Source organism: Sinorhizobium sp. M4_45, from assembly GCF_002885915.1.
Classification (GTDB): Bacteria; Pseudomonadota; Alphaproteobacteria; order Rhizobiales; family Rhizobiaceae; genus Sinorhizobium; species Sinorhizobium meliloti_A.
The window spans coordinates 155,991-172,482 of the sequence record NZ_NWVE01000003.1 but is presented as its reverse complement, the minus strand read 5'-3'; the positions used below and the strand labels follow the sequence as shown (position 1 = coordinate 172,482).

The 16,492-nt window shown below is 63.8% G+C and carries 18 protein-coding genes; 15 read left to right on the top strand and 3 right to left on the bottom strand.

Annotated elements, in window-relative coordinates:
• Nucleotides 1-38: 38 nt before the first annotated feature.
• The 4 genes from CN933_RS11110 to CN933_RS11095 all read left to right on the top strand — a co-directional run bounded on the left by CN933_RS11110 (nt 39) and on the right by CN933_RS11095 (nt 4,266).
• Nucleotides 39-869: a pseudouridine synthase gene (locus CN933_RS11110; RefSeq protein ID WP_164866744.1), complete on the top strand. Its 831-nt coding sequence runs from the start codon at nt 39-41 to the stop codon at nt 867-869.
• A 233-nt stretch (nt 870-1,102) separates the two neighbouring features.
• Nucleotides 1,103-2,080, top strand: a complete 978-nt coding sequence (locus CN933_RS11105) for a tripartite tricarboxylate transporter substrate binding protein BugD (RefSeq protein WP_102761521.1) — start codon at nt 1,103-1,105, stop codon at nt 2,078-2,080.
• A 206-nt stretch (nt 2,081-2,286) separates the two neighbouring features.
• On the top strand, nt 2,287-2,748 hold the full coding sequence (locus CN933_RS11100; RefSeq protein WP_100671026.1) for a tripartite tricarboxylate transporter TctB family protein: 462 nt from the start codon (nt 2,287-2,289) through the stop codon (nt 2,746-2,748).
• A 12-nt stretch (nt 2,749-2,760) separates the two neighbouring features.
• Entirely contained in the window at nt 2,761-4,266 is a 1,506-nt protein-coding gene (locus tag CN933_RS11095; RefSeq protein ID WP_102761520.1) for a tripartite tricarboxylate transporter permease, read from the top strand.
• Between the two features lie 45 nt (nt 4,267-4,311).
• Here CN933_RS11095 and CN933_RS11090 read toward each other — a convergent pair whose 3' ends face one another.
• Nucleotides 4,312-5,286 carry a C45 family peptidase gene (locus CN933_RS11090; RefSeq protein ID WP_102761519.1) on the bottom strand — a complete coding sequence of 325 codons (975 nt, stop codon included), beginning with the start codon at nt 5,284-5,286 and terminating at the stop codon, nt 4,312-4,314.
• Between the two features lie 292 nt (nt 5,287-5,578).
• Between CN933_RS11090 and CN933_RS11080 the strand changes: the two genes are divergently transcribed.
• The 4 genes from CN933_RS11080 (at nt 5,579) to CN933_RS11060 (ending at nt 7,721) form a co-directional block, all read left to right on the top strand.
• A complete protein-coding gene (locus tag CN933_RS11080) occupies nt 5,579-5,827 on the top strand; it encodes a type II toxin-antitoxin system Phd/YefM family antitoxin (RefSeq protein WP_102761517.1) in 249 nt (82 codons plus the stop codon).
• Nucleotides 5,824-6,297, top strand: coding sequence for a type II toxin-antitoxin system VapC family toxin (locus CN933_RS11075; RefSeq protein ID WP_102761516.1), 474 nt, complete (start codon nt 5,824-5,826; stop codon nt 6,295-6,297). Before CN933_RS11080 ends, CN933_RS11075 begins: the two co-directional genes overlap by 4 nt.
• A 93-nt stretch (nt 6,298-6,390) precedes the next feature.
• Complete coding sequence (locus CN933_RS11065; RefSeq protein ID WP_102761515.1) at nt 6,391-6,864, top strand: carboxymuconolactone decarboxylase family protein; 474 nt, start codon at nt 6,391-6,393, stop codon at nt 6,862-6,864.
• Complete coding sequence (locus CN933_RS11060; RefSeq protein ID WP_018096032.1) at nt 6,864-7,721, top strand: sigma-70 family RNA polymerase sigma factor; 858 nt, start codon at nt 6,864-6,866, stop codon at nt 7,719-7,721. The genes CN933_RS11065 and CN933_RS11060 overlap by 1 nt, the downstream gene beginning before the upstream one ends.
• A gap of 23 nt (nt 7,722-7,744) precedes the next feature.
• Here CN933_RS11060 and aztD read toward each other — a convergent pair whose 3' ends face one another.
• Complete coding sequence (gene aztD / locus CN933_RS11055; protein ID WP_102761514.1) at nt 7,745-8,980, bottom strand: zinc metallochaperone AztD; 1,236 nt, start codon at nt 8,978-8,980, stop codon at nt 7,745-7,747.
• Between the two features lie 223 nt (nt 8,981-9,203).
• Nucleotides 9,204-9,866, bottom strand: a complete 663-nt coding sequence (locus tag CN933_RS11050) for a TetR/AcrR family transcriptional regulator (protein WP_102761513.1) — start codon at nt 9,864-9,866, stop codon at nt 9,204-9,206.
• 296 nt (nt 9,867-10,162) lie between these two features.
• Here CN933_RS11050 and CN933_RS11045 point away from each other — a divergent pair, with 296 nt between their 5' ends.
• From CN933_RS11045 to CN933_RS11015, 7 genes are all read left to right on the top strand, one after another.
• Nucleotides 10,163-10,726, top strand: a complete 564-nt coding sequence (locus tag CN933_RS11045) for a TRAP transporter small permease (protein WP_102761512.1) — start codon at nt 10,163-10,165, stop codon at nt 10,724-10,726.
• A 10-nt stretch (nt 10,727-10,736) separates the two neighbouring features.
• Nucleotides 10,737-12,017 (top strand): TRAP transporter large permease subunit, encoded by a 1,281-nt coding sequence (locus CN933_RS11040; protein WP_102761511.1) that lies wholly within the window; start codon nt 10,737-10,739, stop codon nt 12,015-12,017.
• Nucleotides 12,018-12,077: 60 nt separating this feature from the next.
• Entirely contained in the window at nt 12,078-13,094 is a 1,017-nt protein-coding gene (locus CN933_RS11035) for a TRAP transporter substrate-binding protein (RefSeq protein WP_102761510.1), read from the top strand.
• Nucleotides 13,095-13,176: 82 nt separating this feature from the next.
• Nucleotides 13,177-14,037, top strand: a complete 861-nt coding sequence (locus CN933_RS11030; RefSeq protein ID WP_102761509.1) for a shikimate dehydrogenase — start codon at nt 13,177-13,179, stop codon at nt 14,035-14,037.
• A gap of 84 nt (nt 14,038-14,121) precedes the next feature.
• Nucleotides 14,122-14,799, top strand: a complete 678-nt coding sequence (locus tag CN933_RS11025; RefSeq protein WP_102761508.1) for an RNA polymerase sigma factor — start codon at nt 14,122-14,124, stop codon at nt 14,797-14,799.
• Nucleotides 14,800-14,880: 81 nt separating this feature from the next.
• Complete coding sequence (locus CN933_RS11020) at nt 14,881-15,132, top strand: hypothetical protein (protein ID WP_018096024.1); 252 nt, start codon at nt 14,881-14,883, stop codon at nt 15,130-15,132.
• On the top strand, nt 15,129-16,445 hold the full coding sequence (locus CN933_RS11015) for a tetratricopeptide repeat protein (RefSeq protein WP_102761507.1): 1,317 nt from the start codon (nt 15,129-15,131) through the stop codon (nt 16,443-16,445). The genes CN933_RS11020 and CN933_RS11015 overlap by 4 nt, the downstream gene beginning before the upstream one ends.
• The last annotated feature ends 47 nt before the right edge of the window (nt 16,446-16,492 follow it).

The window sequence follows — 16,492 nt, the reverse complement described above, 5'->3', positions numbered from 1 at the left end:
GATACCTCTGCCGGATCTCTGGCCTACCACCGCCATTTATGTCAGAGGAGGCACGATCCAACAGCGCGGAGGCGGAAACGGTGAAACAGCGCCACCCTACGGCGAAAAGGCGGATCGGAGGCGCGAAAGCCGGCGAACTGCCCGGCAAGCGCGTGACGCTCGCCCGGGCGCTCTCGAAGCTCGGCTACTGCTCGAGGACGCAGGCCGAAAAGCTGATCGCCGAGGGGCGTGTCAGCGTCGCCGGCCGGAAGATCACGGATCTCTCCCATTGGGTCGACATCGAAACGGACAGAATCGCCGTCGACGGAACCGTCATTGCCGCGCAAGCCAGAGTCTATCTCATGCTGAACAAGCCGCGCGGCCTCGTGACCACCCGCGACGATCCCGAGGGACGGCCGACTGTCTTCAGCTGCCTCGACAATGTCGACGTTCCGTCCCTCTCGCCGGTTGGCAGGCTCGACAAGGCCAGCGAGGGGCTTCTGCTCTTCACCAACGACACGGTTCTGGCGCAGCGACTGCTCGATCCGGAGACCCATCTCGGCAAGGTATACCATGTTCAGGTGCGCGGCATTTTCGGCGAGGCCATGGCCGCACGGATGCTGGAAGGCGTTACGGAGGGTGGCGAACTGCTGCGCGCCGTGCGGGTCGAGCTCCTGAAAAGCGGAGACAGGAACAGCTGGATCGAGGTGGAGCTTGACGAAGGACGCAACCGCCAGATCCGCCGCATGCTCGACGCGCTCGGCTTCGAGTGCCTGCGTCTCCTTCGCGTCTCGATCGGCGACATACGCCTCGGCGACCTGCCGAAGGGAGCAAGCCGGCCGCTGACCGAGGCGGAGATAGTTTATCTCAGACACCGCACCGGGCTCTGACGAGAGGCTTTCCCCGGCTTGCCGGCGCGGCAAGCTCGATGTCCGGAAATCCACCCACCGACAGGCGCTTTTGTTTCCAAATCCACCCATTTGACGCGCCGATAGTCGGTAAATGCATGAAACGGCGTCGGGCAGCGGTTGTCTGTGCTAAAATCCGGCTTGCTAATGGGTGAACCCAGAACCGGCGGGAGGAACCATGCCGGCTGGTCGATAATTTCATCCGGGAGGAAAAGATGAAAATCCTTAACGCGCTTCTGGGCGCAGCCGCCGCCGTTTCCCTTTTGGCCGCTTCGGCGAACGCCCAAACCTATCCGGAGCGCACGGTCACCATGGTGGTGCCGTTCTCGGCCGGCGGCCCGACCGATACGGTTGCCCGCCTCGTCGCCGAGTCCATGTCGAAGGATCTCGGCCAGCAGATCATCGTCGAGAATGTCGGCGGCGCCGGCGGGACGCTCGGTGCCGGCCGCGTCGCTCAGGCCGATCCGGACGGCTACACGCTGCTTCTGCACCACATCGGCATGGCCACCAGCGCGACGCTCTATCGCAAGCTCGCCTATGACACGCTGAATGCCTTCGAATATGTCGGCCTCGTCACCGAAGTTCCGATGACCATCGTTGCCCGCAAGGATTTCGAGCCGACCGACCTCAAGGGCCTGATCGAACACGTCAAGGCGAACAAGGACACGGTGACGGTCGCCAATGCCGGCATCGGCGCGGCGTCGCATCTTTGCGGCATGATGTTCATGAGCGCGATCGAAACGCCGCTGACGACCGTGCCCTACAAAGGGACCGGCCCGGCGATGACCGACCTGCTCGGCGGCCAGGTCGACATCATGTGCGATCAGACGACGAACACGACGAAGCAGATCCAGGGCGGCACGATCAAGGCCTATGCGGTGACCTCGCCGCAGCGCCTCAAGATCTTCCCCGATCTGCCGACCGCCGAGGAAGCGGGCCTTGCCGGCTTCCAGGTCGGCATCTGGCACGGCATCTATGCGCCGAAGGGCACGCCGGCCGAAATCACCGACCGCCTCTCCAAGTCGCTGCAGAAGGCACTCAAGGACGAGAACGTGGTTGCCCGCTTCGGCGAGCTCGGCACCGAGCCGTCGAGCGAAGCCGACGCAACCCCGGCGGCGCTTAAGGCCAAGCTCGAAAGCGAGATCGCCCGCTGGAAGCCGGTGATCGAGGCCGCCGGCCAGTACGCCGACTGATCGCGCGTCAGGCCTTCAATCCGGTGCGGGCGCCTATCGAGGATGCGCCCGCACCGGCGTTGACAGCTGTCAACAGGCGATGCCTCGGCTTCCCGCTTTCGGGCGACATGCATCAGCCAGCAGAACATGCGAAGATATTCGCCAAGAACCGGTGCGGCACGCTCCTCGGAAAAGGGATCGGCGCACACGGAAATAATGGGGAAACGATGAAATCCATCTCTTTCGACACGACCAACGCGCTGTGCGGCGGCATTCTGACGGCCGTCGGGCTGTTCTTCGCCTGGCAGTCGCTCGGGCTCGAGCTCGGCACTGCTTTCCGCATGGGCCCCGGCTATTTCCCGCTGGTTCTCTCCGCCGTGCTGATCCTGCTCGGCCTGATCATCCTGGTGCAATCGGCGCGCGTTCACGGCGAGCCGATGGGGCCGATCGCCATCCGCGGCATCGTCTTCATCCTGCCGGCGCCGATCTTCTTCGGGCTGACGGTGCGCGGCCTCGGCTTCGTCCCCTCCCTCTTCTTCACGGCGCTGATCGCCTGTTTCGCCTCCAGCCGGATGAAGCCGCTCTGGGCGATCGCCCTCTCGCTTGCCTTGACCATCTTTTCGGTCGGCGTCTTCAGCTACGGTCTCAACCTGCCATTCGAGCGGTTCGGCCCGTGGACCCGGTTCTAGGAGTCGGCGACGATGGAACTCTTCAGCAATCTTGCCCTCGGCTTCGCCACAGCCGCCTCGCCGGCGAACCTGCTCTTTTGCCTGATCGGCGTACTCCTCGGAACCCTGATCGGCGTGCTGCCCGGCATCGGCGCCACCGCGACCATCGCCATGCTGCTGCCGATTACCTTCCAGCTTGAGCCGGTCTCTTCGCTGATCATGCTCGCCGGCATCTATTACGGCGCTCAATATGGCGGATCGACCACGGCGATCCTGATCAACATGCCCGGCGAATCCTCGTCTGCCGTCACCGCCATCGACGGGTATCAGATGGCGCGCAAGGGCCGCGCCGGCACGGCGCTCGCGATCGCGGCGCTCGGCTCGTTCTTCGCCGGCACGGTCTCGACATTCCTGGTCGCGCTCTTCGCGCCGCCTTTGACGGAGATTGCGCTCGAGTTCGGCGCGGCGGAATATTTCTCGCTGATGATCGTCGGCCTCGTCTCCTCGGTCGCGCTTGCGCACGGATCGGTCATCAAGGCGCTTGCCATGGTGGCGCTCGGCCTGCTTCTCGGCCTCGTGGGCACGGATATCTATACCGGCACGCCGCGCTTCACCCTCGGCATCCGGGAATATTCGGACGGCCTCAATTTCGTGGCGCTGGCGGTCGGCGTCTTCGGTATCGCCGAAATCCTCCGCAATCTCGAAAGCGAGAAGACGCGCGAAGTGCTGATGGCGAAGGTCACCGATCTGATGCCGACGCGCGAGGACTTCAGGCAGATGGCCGCGCCGGTCCTGCGCGGCACGGCCATCGGCTCGGCGCTCGGCGTATTGCCCGGCGGCGGCGCGATCCTCGCCGCCTTCGCCTCCTACACGGTGGAGAAGCGCCTCTCCGACCGACCGGAGGAATTCGGCCGCGGCGCGGTCGCGGGTGTCGCCGGACCTGAAAGCGCCAACAATGCCGGCGCGCAAACCTCGTTCATCCCATTGCTCACCCTCGGCATTCCGGCAAATCCGGTGATGGCTCTGATGATCGGTGCGATGATCATCCAGGGCATCGTGCCCGGCCCGAACGTGGCGGTGGAGCAGCCGGCGCTTTTCTGGGGCATCATCGCCTCGATGTGGATCGGCAACCTGATGCTGGTGGTCCTCAACCTGCCCTTGATCGGCCTCTGGGTGAAGCTCCTGAAGATCCCCTATTTCGTGCTCTTCCCGATCATCATGGCCTTCTGCTCGATCGGGGTCTACAGCGTCAACTCCAACGTCTACGACCTCTACGCCGTCGCCTTCTTCGGCCTCGTCGGCTACCTGCTCCTGAAGCTGCGCTGCGAACCGGCGCCGCTGCTCCTCGGCTTCGTGCTCGGCCCCCTGCTCGAGGAAAACCTCAGGCGCGCCATGATCCTCTCTCGCGGCGACCCGACGACCTTCGTCACCCGGCCGATCAGTGCGACCCTGCTCCTCATCGCCCTCGCCGTACTCGTCGTCGTCTTCCTGCCGAGCATCAAGAAAAAGCGCGAGCAGGTCTTCGTTGAGGAGGATTGAACCGGATCGGTCTGGTGCACCGGGCGCATGGCCCCATGCGCCCGCTCACTGACCGGGAAATCGATCGGTGAAGGTGTGCGTGTATTCGCCTGTCCGGAAATCCTCGAAACGCTGAGACCAGCGTTTCCCCGGCCAGATATAATCTACTCTGCCTTTTGCAGGTCGATAGACGGCTGTGTAGAGGGTGGGATGGGAGCCGCTCACGGAATAAAGCGGCGGCCGAAGGAAGCCATCCGTCAGCTTCTCCAGCGACATGGAAGGATCCTCTAGTGCTTGCAGAATAAATTGCTGTCGAGCCACCGAGAATGATGACGGTCGTGCCGCCCGCTGATGATTTGCGCATGCCTTCAGGCGCGTAATGATCGGGCGCTGGCCCGGTCCGAGGAACAGAGTGGCATAATTGCCGGCCCTATCCAGTACGGTGACGTTCTGCGCGAGCGCCACAGGTATTCGGCATAGAGCTTTGACAGCCTGCTCGACCTGCTGACAGGTCTCCAGCACGTAGCGGATCACGAGGATGATCGAGAACCCCCTGCCCTGAGAACGTCCGCCCCCAAGAGTAACGCTTGCGGCCAGTCCTTTCTCATTCATCCCATCCACGCAGCCTCCCCAAGGGCGTTGCGCCTTCGCGATCACCTTCAACCCGGACCACCGGGTCATTTCGAAACGATCGGAGGCGACACTCGGCGGATAGTCGAAATTGCGGATCAGTGCCGGGCCCCCTTCCCCGAGCCAGACAGATTGACTGCAGCCGTAAGCATCCGGCGCGGGTCGAAAGTGACTGAGCATCCGATGAGCAACCTCATCATCTCCAACGAGAGCGCAGGCGTGCTCATAGTGAGGAACGAGTTCCGGCATGTACTGCCGTAAGGCCTCGCGACATTCTTTGGCGCTTGGACCCGATGCTCGTCGGGCCCGCCCGAAATACCAGCTCTCCGCCTCGGCTCGACCGGCGGCAAACCGCGAAAGCCAAGCTTCCCCAGGCCGTTCCTCTTGCGCCGCGACGAAGGTCTTCTCCATAGCGGGAGGAGTATAAGGACGGAGTGAGCGGCTTTGCAACGCAGCCTTGTTGCCCGCTTTCCGCCCGCGGGAGACATCCAGCGAAGCACCGGCGACGGTTCTTCCGCGCGTCGCCTATCGCACACGGCTCGGCGGCCGCGATCGCACCTGTGTTGTCCTCTCGGCCATCAGGATCGCGGTTGCCGTCGTCGTCGTCTTCCCGCCGCGGGGCCGAGCCCGAGATCGAGCCTTGAATTCCTCCGCCCGCAGGCGCATATATGGTCACATGTGACTATATGCCTGGGATGGAATCATGTCGACCGTGAGCCTCAAAGATGCCAAGGCCGGCCTGTCGGCCTATGTAGACGAGGCGATCGCCGGCGAGTTCGTAACGATCACCCGCCACGGAAAGCCCGTCGCAGCGCTGGTTCCGCTTGCGGCAGCGGAGATTGCACGCAAGGCCCTAAACAGGATCCGGCCCAGCCTGGCCTCGCATCTCCAGAAGTTTCCCGGCGGTGAGTTCGAACGCAACAGTTCACCATCCCGGGATGTCGATCTGTGAGCGGTTATCTCCTCGACACGAACGTCATTTCGATGTTCTCGCCATCCAAGCCGGCAGTGCCGGAGGGTTTTATCCGCTGGCTGGAGGCGGCCGATGCGGAAGGCACGATATTCCTGTCCGTGGTGACAGTTCACGAAATCGAAAAGGGCGTCGCCCTGCTCGAGCGGAAGGGAGCCACGGCGAGAGGAGCAAGTCTTCGGCTCTGGCTTTCCGGCCTTGTGTCGACCTACGACGACAGGATCCTGTCGATCGACACGACCGTTTCCACAATATCGGGCCAACTGGAAGCAATCGCGGTCGCGGCCGGTCACAGTCCCGGCATGGCCGATGCGCTGATCGCCGGCACAGCGAAAGTCCATGACCTGGTCGTGGTCACTAGGAATCTTAAGCACTTCGAACCCTTCGGGGTTGGCGTGATGGCTCCCGGGGCGGACGATACGAGGAACTCCGGCGGTTCGCTGGAACAGTAAAAGTTCGGTCCACGCACAAAAAATTTCGCATCGATGTCACACCGGCGGATGCTGTCTCGTCATGGTGTCGGAACCAACAAAAGGAGACCGACCATGACTGCCAGACTTGATCCCTTTGCCGCCGCCCCTTCGCTGATGAAGAGCTGGTTCAGCATCTCGACCACGATCGCTTCGAGCCTCGAGTCGAGCCTTATCGAACTCGTCAAGATCCGCGCTTCGCAGATCAACGGTTGCGCAAACTGCATCAACATGCATACGACGGAGGCGCGTGCCAAGGGCGAGAGCGAGCAGCGGATCTACCTGCTCTCGGCATGGCGAGAGGCGCCGTGCTATACCGACCGCGAGCGCGCTGCGCTCGCCTGGACGGAAGCTTTGACGCGGCTGTCGGAGGGCCATACTCACGCCGCCGCCTATGAGGCGCTGAAGGCCGAGTTCACGCAGGAGGAGCAGGTGAAGCTCACGCTCATGATCAATGTCATCAACGGGTGGAACCGCCTCGCCGTGGGCTTCGGCCTGTGGGTCGAACCGGCAGCCGCGAAGACAATCGCCGAGAAGGCGGTCGCCTGATGACACAGGCTACGCAAGCGGATGCGGCAGCGAGTTTCGACCCGCTGCGTCCGAAGCTGATGCGCGTCGCCTATCGCATGCTCGGCTCGGTTGCCGACGCCGAGGATATGGTGCAGGAGGCCTTCATCCGCTGGATGGGGGCCGACCGCGCCGCGGTGCGCGAACCGGAGGCCTTCCTGCGCCGCACCGTCACCCGGCTCTGCCTCGATCAGCTGAAATCGGCTCGGCGCCAGCGCGAGACCTATGTGGGGCCTTGGCTTCCCGATCCCGTCGTGGAGGAGGAGGAAGAGGAAGACGTCACCTTGCCGCTGATGCTGGCGCTGGAGCGGTTGTCCCCTCTCGAGCGGGCAGCGTTCCTGTTGCACGACGTGTTCGGGCTCGGTTTCGAGGAGGTCGCGGCGACCATCCAGCGCGACGCCGCCGCCTGCCGGCAGCTTGCCGCCCGCGCGCGCTCGCATGTCCGGGAGGCAAGGCCTCGCTTTCACGTCGAGAAGGAGCGCGGCCTCCAGCTTGCGGAGGCCTTCTTCAAGGCCTCGCGCAGCGGGGACATGAACGCGTTCGGCGCAATGCTCGCGGCCGATGTCAGCATCCATGCGGACGGCGGCGGCAAGCGCTCGGCAGCGATCATGCCGATCGTCGGCTTTGATGCCGTTATGAAGGTCCATGAGAAGCTGGCTGCGCTTTTTCGGGCGAACGGCTCGAAACTGCTGCGCATCGGTTTCGTCAACGGGCTGCCCGGCTTCATCACGATGGAAGCCGACGGCGAAATCCAGACCACCGCCCTCGATATCGAGGGCGGCAAAGTCGCTGCGATCTATGTCGTAAGGAACCCCGACAAGCTGAGGCACCTGCACTGAGCCCGACGTGAAAGCGCTCGAAATCAGTGCGAGGCGCCGGAACCGCCGACGGCGACGATCGCAAAGGGCTGACCTTCGATGGGGATCGTGCGGGTCTCCTTGAGAGTCTCTGCATCGATCACCCGGAGGAGCGCGTGTCGCGGGTCGGTGATCACGATCTGGCCGTCGGCTGCCGCCAGGCGCGGGCGCGGATCACGCCAATGGCCGTCCTTGCTGTATGGCTCGGTGACCCTGCCCTTGCGGAGGATTTCCCCCTTGATCACGTCCAGCACATGAAGGTCGCCGTCTTCCGTCAGGATGTAGGCATTGGCCGGCATTGCAGGATCCAGGAGGAAGTCGACACGCCGGGTCGGCAGCGTGATCAGCCGATACGGTTCGCTGCTGTCGGGATCGATGAGCACGATTTTATCGTCGCCGTAATTGCCGAGGAAGAACTGCATCGCCTTGCCTCCGAGCAGGGTGCCGGTGTGACCCTTCGGGAAATCCGAGGGGTAGGGAAGCATTGTGAGCTTCGGCCCGTCGATACCGCCGGGGCGGGCGACGAGCACCCCTTCCTTGCAGCCGAAGGCAACGAGACGGGCTGATGTGGCCTCGCCATGCAGGTCGGTGCATTTGCTGATCTCGCCGATCTGCCCGCCCTTCTCGTCGATCACACGCACGCCGCCGCGCGGCGGCAGTTCGTCCGGCTTCGGCTCGATTTCCGTGTCCGGCACCGAGACGAGGACGTGGCGCCCCATGCTCACGGCGACACCATGGTGCGGCCTGGTCGTATCGATGGTCCTGACCTGCGCCTTGCCTTCGAGAAGTGCGGCTTCATCGACGATGTCGGCCTTGCCGCCGCGATCGTAGAAAATGATCGCGTGATCGTCATGCGGCACCACATGGGCGGGGCGCTTGCCCTCGAGCGCCACCGGAAGAAGCGCCACATCGGAGACTTCCAGGTCGCGATGCTCCCCATGATCCGAGAACCCGATGCCGGTCTTGATGACGTGTACGATGTCCTTTTCCGACTGCGCGGCGAAGACCGTCTGACCGGATGCGCTGACCGTCAGGGCTGCATATCCCTTGGTGTCGTAGCGGCCCAGTTCCTTGCCGTTCGAAAAGTCGATGGCGCGTACCACCGGCTGCGTGTGATCGGCGACGAACAGGCGCCAGGCCTCCTTCGTCTCATGATCATCCGCGCGTGCGCCGGGTGCGGCCAGGACGAAAGCGGTCGCCACTGCTGCCATCAGGCGGGCCCGGGTGAGAGACAATATCATGGGGGGTCCTTTCTTTGTTTGAAACAGTCTTCGTCCGCGCAGTCCGTCGGCACGGCCGGGCCTATCGCACAGCGGATATTCCCGGAGTCGCTATGTTATTACATTACTCGATAGCGACGTAATAACATTACCAAAGCCGTGCCTGTCAATCCCGAGAACGTTACAAGCGAATGCTTTTCGCCCTCGTTCCCCTGCTGGTCGCAGAAATGAAATCGGAGAGGATCTAGCGACGCGCCGCGCCGGGCTCGTCGCCCTTCAGATAGCTCACCACGGCATCGGCGATCATCGTGCGATGCCGCGCGATCGTCTCGGGCTCCGACAAGTCGCGGCGGAAGATCGTGCCGAAGGTGTAGCGGTTCGACACGCGGAAGAAGCAGAAGGCGCTGATCAGCATGTGCACGTCGATCGGGTCGGCCTTGCGGCGGAAGGTCCCGTCGCCGAGGCCGCGCTCGATGATTGCGTCGATCATCTGGATCACCGAGACGTTGAGGTCGCGGATCGCATCGGAGCGCAGCATGTGGGCGGCGCGATGGATGTTTTCGATGCTGACCAGACGGACGAAGTCCGGATTGGCCTCGTCATGGTCGAAGGTGGTCGCGATCAGCGTGCGAAGCGCCTCTTCCGGGGGCAGGTTCGCAAGCTCCAGGTCGGCCTCCAGCGTGCGGATCTTGCGATAGGACCGCTCGAGGACGGCGAGATAGAGCGCTTCCTTGCTGCCGAAGTAATAATAGATCATCCGCTTCGAAGTGCGGGTGCGCTCGGCGATCTGATCGACGCGCGCGCCTGCGAGGCCATGGGTGGAGAATTCCTCCGTCGCGACTTCGAGGATGTCGTCCTGCGTCCGCTGCGGATCGTTCTTCCTGCCGTTTGCCTGCCGCTCCGCCATTTTCACCGCGCTGCCCCCCGCTCTCCCTCAAGCCGTTTACCGATCCAATTGCCGAAGCGAGGCGGCGGTCGAACCACGGACCTCCCGAACGATGGATCAAGACATATCACCTTGCCGAGCCCTTTCAACCTCGCGGGATTGATTTTCCGAACTAGTTAGTACATTTTGCAACGAGACATGCCGAACGCCACGAAGGAGCGTGGTGGAAGGCTCCGGGCGACCGCCTGGTTGGGAGGAGAAGCCTGCGACAGGTCTGCGCCTTGCGCTGTCGCTCGCCTGTCGCTTGGGAGGAGCGGATGAGCCGCATCATCGATTTCTATTTCTTCGCGTTGAAGGTGACGATCGCGCTGCTGCTTGCCGGCATGGTCGTCCTCGTCTTCGGCAATGTCGTGCTGCGCTATGCCTTCAACCAGGGAATAACGGTGTCGGAGGAGCTGTCGCGGATGTTTTTCGTCTGGCTCACCTTTCTCGGCGCCGTGGTCGCCATGCGCGAGCACGGCCATCTCGGCGTCGACTCGCTCATCAAGCGCCTGCCGCCGCGCGCCGCGAAGGCGGCCGTGCTCTGCGGCCACGCGCTGATGCTCTTCGCAATCTGGCTGGTGATCAGCGGCAGCTGGACCCAGACGCTGATCAACCTCCATGTCGGCGCGCCGGCGACCGGCATCTCCATGGCCTTCTTCTACGGAGCGGGCCTCGCCTTCGGCATTCCGGCCTTCCTGATCCTGCTCGCCGATGCCTTCGCGATCGCGACCGGCCGCATCGACGTGACCACGACCGATCTCGTACGCGACAGCGAGGACAAAGCAGCACTCGACGACATTTCTTCCCCCGCAATCGGTCCGCTTTCGGCGAAGCATTGAGGAGGCGGCGATGACCGTATCCATCTTCCTCGGCGCCCTTCTCGGACCCATGGCGCTCGGCGTGCCGATCGCCTTCGCCCTCATCCTGAGCGGCGTGGCGCTGATGCTCTATCTCGGCCTCTTCGACGCCCAGATCGTGGCGCAGAACGTGCTGAACGGTGCCGACAGCTTCCCGCTGATGGCCGTTCCCTTCTTCCTGCTTGCCGGCGAGGTCATGAATACGGGCGGCCTCTCCCGTCGCATCGTCGCACTGGCCATGGCCATGGTCGGCCATATCCGCGGCGGGCTCGGCTTCGTCGCGATCTTCGCGGCCTGCATTCTCTCCAGTCTTTCCGGTTCGGCGGTCGCCGATGCGGCCGCACTCGGCGCGCTGCTTCTGCCGATGATGCTGAAAAGCGGCCACGACCCGGCGCGCGCCGGCGGGCTCATCGCCTCCGCCTCGATCATCGGCCCGATCATACCGCCCTCGATCGGCTTCATCCTCTTCGGCGTGGTCGGCGGCGTCTCCATCACCAAACTCTTCCTCGCCGGCATATTCCCGGGACTGATGATCGCCGCGGCGCTTTCGATCACCTGGCTGATCGTCGCCCGCAAGGAGCAATTCGAACTGCCGCCGCGGCAGAGCGGCAGGCTGCGGCTCAGGGCCTTCGTCGACAGCCTCTGGGCGCTTTTCCTGCCCGTCATCATCATCGTCGGTCTGAAGTTCGGCGTCTTCACCCCGACGGAGGCGGGTGTCATCGCCGCCGTCTATTCGCTCTTCGTTTCGATGGTCGTCTATCGCGAACTGGCGCCGGCGCAACTCTTCCACGTCTTCGTCTCGGCCGCCAAGATCAGCGCCGTGGTGATGTTCCTCGTCGCCTGCGCGGCGGTTTCGGCCTGGCTGATCACCGTTGCCGACGTTCCCGGCGCGCTCGCCGCACTCCTCGAACCCCTGATGGGCAACCAGACGGCTCTGCTTATCGCGATCATGGTCTTGATCGTGATCGTCGGCACCGCGATGGACATGACGCCGACGATCCTGATCATGACGCCGGTGCTGATGCCGGTCATCAAGCAGGCGGGCATCGATCCGGTCTATTTCGGCGTGCTCTTCATCATCAACAACTCGATCGGCCTGATCACCCCTCCGGTCGGCACCGTCCTGAACGTCATCTGCGGCGTGTCGAAGCTTTCGATGGAGAATCTGATGAAGGGCGTGATGCCCTTCCTCTTCGCGGAACTGATCGTTCTTTTCCTGCTCGTCCTGTTCCCTGAACTGGTGACCGTTCCGGTCTCCTGGTTCGGACGCTGACGCGCGATTTTCGACTGTCAACAAGGCCGGCACGATACCGGCCCAACCTGGGAGGAAAACATGTTCGACAGACTGACCAAAATGGCATTGGGCCTGGCCGTGCCACTGGCACTCATGACGGCGGGCCCGGCATTCGCGGAAATCCGCGATCAGACGGTCAAATTCGCCTCGGCGAACAACAAGGGTCATCCGCAGGTGACCGGCATGGAGAAATTCGCCGAGCTCGTGAAGGAGAAGAGCGGCGGCAAAATCGAGGTGAAGCTCTTCCCCGGTGGGACGCTCGGCGGCGACGTCCAGACCGTTTCGGCGCTGCAGGGCGGCGTCATCGAGATGACGGTGCTGAACGCCGGCATTCTGGCGAGCAACGTCAAGGAGTTCGGCGCGGTCGACCTCCCCTTCCTGTTCGACAGCGGCGAGGAGGCGGACAAGGTGATGGACGGTCCCTTCGGCACCGGCCTGATGGAACGCCTGCCCGACACCGGGCTCGTAGGCCTCGCCTATTGGGAGCTCGGTTTCCGCAACCTGACCAACAACCGGCATCCGGTGACCAAGCTCGAAGACATCAAGGGCCTGAAGATCCGCACCATTCAGTCGCCGATCCCGGTCGAGCTTTTCAACGCGCTCGGCGCCAATGCGGTGCCGCTCCCCTATACCGAGCTCTATACCGCGCTCGAGACGGGAACGGTCGACGGCCAGGAGAATCCGTCCGCCAACATCATCAACGCAAAATTCTACGAGGTGCAGAAGTACATGACGCTCACCCGTCATCAGTACAATCCGCAGATCGTGCTCGTCAGCAAGAAGTTCTGGGACGGCCTCAATGACGAGGAGAAGGCCGTGCTGCAACAGGCAGCCGTCGAAGCGCGCGACTTCCAGCGCAAGGTCTCGCGCGAGCAGGATGCCGCAGCACTCGAAGAGATCCGCAAGACGGGGATGGAGGTCAGCGAACTGAGCCCCGAGGAAACGCAGAAGCTGCGCGATGCCGTCAAGCCGATGATCGAGAAGTTCAGTGCCGATATCGGCCAGGAGACGGTCGAGGCGCTCTTCAAGGAAATCGGCACCGCCCGCGGCCAGTGATCGTCATGCCGGTTCGCCCGCAACCGGACGGGCCGGCGCGCCGTGGCCGCGGCCGAAAACCGAAACAACCGGAACCCGACGCATGACCGAAACGCTTGTGAGATCCTTGAAGGCGGGCCTGATCGGCGCGGGCATCCAGGCATCGCTGACGCCGGCGATGCACATGGCGGAAGGTGCGGCGCAGGGCATTCGCTACGATTATGAGCTGATCGATCTCAACGTGCTGGGGGCGAGCGAGAAGGACCTGCCGCGCCTGCTCGCCGACGCCGAGCGGCGGGGGGTTGCCGGGCTCAATATCACCCATCCCTGCAAGCAGGCGGTCATTCCTTATCTCGACGAGCTCGCCCCCGAGGCACGGCAACTCGGCGCCGTCAACACGGTGGTCCTCAGAAGCGGACGGCGCTACGGCCACAATACGGACTGGTGGGGTTTTGCCGAAGGCTTCCGGCGCGGCCTGCCGGATGCCGACCTCTCCTGCGCTGTGCAGCTCGGCGCCGGCGGAGCAGGCGTCGCCACGGCCTATGCCGCGCTCTCGCTCGGCTTGCAGCGGCTGGTCGTGTTCGACCGCGAGGCCGGCCGCGCGCAGGCGCTCGCCCGCATGCTCTCCCCTCTCTTTCCGAAAGCCGAGGTGGCGGCCGGCACCGACCTCCCCTCGGAAATGGGAAATGCCGCCGGCCTCATCCACGCGACGCCGACCGGCATGGCGAAATATCCCGGATTGCCGCTCGACGCGGAGCTTCTTTCGCGAAGCCATTGGGTCGCCGAGATCGTCTATTTTCCGCTGGAAACGGCGCTTCTCGGGGAGGCCCGGCGGCGTGGCTGCAAAACGCTCGACGGCGGTGGCATGGCGGTGTTCCAGGCGGTCGGCGCGTTTCGGCTGTTCACCGGGCTCGAACCCGACGCGGCGCGGATGCTCGGCCACTTCAGGGCGATGACCGGCTGAAGGCGCCCGGTCACGCAGGTTTCATTTGACGACCGGCTTGTGTAGCGTGTCATTCAAGGAGGCACGGGGCAACGGGCGGTTGTGATGGGGCTTACATTCTGGTTATCGGCGGCGGCGTTCGCCGTCAAGTTCAGCATAGACGAGCATTTTCTGAGCCTCCTCCGCAGGGGAGACCAGAAGGCGATGAGTGAGCTGATTGCACGGCACCACGGTGCTTTGGTCAGGCTGGCGGACAGCATTGTCAGGAACCGGGCCGTCGCGGAGGAAGTCGCCCAGGAAACCTGGCTCGCCGTCATCGCCAACCTGGGGTCCTTCGAAGGCAGATCGGCCCTTTCCACCTGGATCATTTCCATCCTCCTGAACAAGGCGAAGAACCACGCGAAGCGCGAGAGCCGCTATGCCGCATTGGGAAAGGGGGAAGACTCGGGGCGGGATCCGGAGCAGACGCTGCGCAGCCGATTCGACGAAAGCGGCCATTGGAGCGAGGCGCCGGTCTCCTTCGATGGTCTCACGCCGGAGCGGATCGTCGCCGGGCGCCATCTCTGGGAGCATGTGCGGCAGATGATCGATCGCTTGCCGCCAGCCCAGAAGGCGGTCCTGGTGATGCGCGACGTCGAAGGGGCAGACGCTGCGGAAACCTGCCGCCTCCTGGACCTTACTCCCGAGAACCAGCGGACCCTTTTGCATCGGGCACGTACGCGCATCCGCGACGAGATCGAGACGCAGTTGACCGGCGACCGGACAGCGCTCACGAAAGCGTGACCCCCTGTCCTGTAACGTCCGGCCAGTTCGCCGGTCTCACGGGAAGGACCCGATCAGGTTCTTCATCGTGAGACGAGCAATATGCTGAAATGCAGGGAAATACCGGATCTTGCCAGCGACTTCGTCAGCCGGGACGGCTCGAAGCGGACCAATCTGCTGGTCGCCCTGCATCTCCTGCAGTGCCGAAATTGCCGCACTTATGTGCGGGGCATGAAGATCGTCACGAGGCTTGCCGCAGCCAGCCTGGACGACGACGTTCCAGGCGATCTCTATGCGAAGCTCGGCCTGACTGCACCTGATCGCGAAGGTCCTGCACAGGAGCCGAAGCGATGAGACTGGATGCCTTCAATCTTTCCACCAGCACGACGAGCGAAGAGGCGCAGACCGCGTTCGAGCAAGCCGTCTACGGCCTGGCTGCCCACCGTCCGACGACGGGTGCCGCCCTCGACGCGGCACTGCAGGCAGATCCCGGGCATGTGGCGGCGCTTGCGCTCAAGGGATTTGCAAGCCTGATCCTTGCCCGATCGGAACTCGTCGCGCCGGCGGGTCAGGCGCTGATCGCCGCAAGGCGCGCGATGACCAGCCGTGACGGCGGCACGCGTGACGAGCGAATTCTCGTCGAGTCTCTGGACAGAGCGGTCGGCGGCTCCTTCTCCGAGGCGGCGAGACTGCTCGATGACGGGTTTTCCGAACGGGCGACAACGTTTCTGCCGTTCAAGATCTCCCATGCGCTGCGGTTCATGCTGGGGGATGCTGCCGGCATGCTGTCGGCCAGTTCCCGTGTCATGGAGCAGTGGAGCACGGACACGCCGGCTGCCGGATTCATGCTCGGCTGCCACGCTTTCGCGCTCGAAGAGCTCGGCTTCTACGATGCGGCCGAGGAGGTCGGCCGGCAAGCGGTCGGACTGGAGCCCGATGATGCCTGGGGTCGCCACGCCGTGTCGCACGTCTACGAGATGCGCGGAGAGGCGGCGAAGGGGATAAACTGGCTGGAACACGGCCGGGCGTCCTGGACCCGGTGCAACAATTTCTCCTTCCACATGGCCTGGCATCTGGCGCTTCTGCATCTGGAGCAAGGCGATCATGATCAGGTCCTGAGAATCTACGACGACGAGGTTCGCCCGCGGCAGACCGACGATTTCCGCGACATGGCCAATGCCGTTTCGCTTCTTTGGCGCCTCGGCCAGACGGGTGTCGATGTCGGATCGCGCTGGTCGGACCTGGCGGAGACGGCGCTGAGCCGGCGCCGCGACACGACTCTCGTCTTTGCCGCCCTGCACACGCTCGCGGCCCTGGTCGCCCTCGGCGAAACCGACAGCGTGCGAGAGATGGTCGAGGAACTCGCCTTGAAGGCCAGAGGCACCGGCGAGCAGGCGCGCGTCGCGGCCGATGTCGGGCTGCCCCTTGCCCGCATCATCGCGGGGTTGTCGACGGGCAGGGATCGCCGCTCGCTCGACGCGATCCTCGCCGACCTGCCCAAGATCGGCGGCAGCAATGCGCAACGCGACTTCTTCGTTCTCGCCCTTGCCAAGGCCGCCGGTGCCAATGGCGACAGAGCCGCATTCTCGCGCATCTGCAGCGTGCGCCGCCACCTCAAAGTCGAGGACCGGCTGCTGGGCTCCATCGAGACCCATGCCTCCCTGTGAAACGAGAGCCGTGACACAGGACGCCTGTTCACCCCACCAGTATCGGA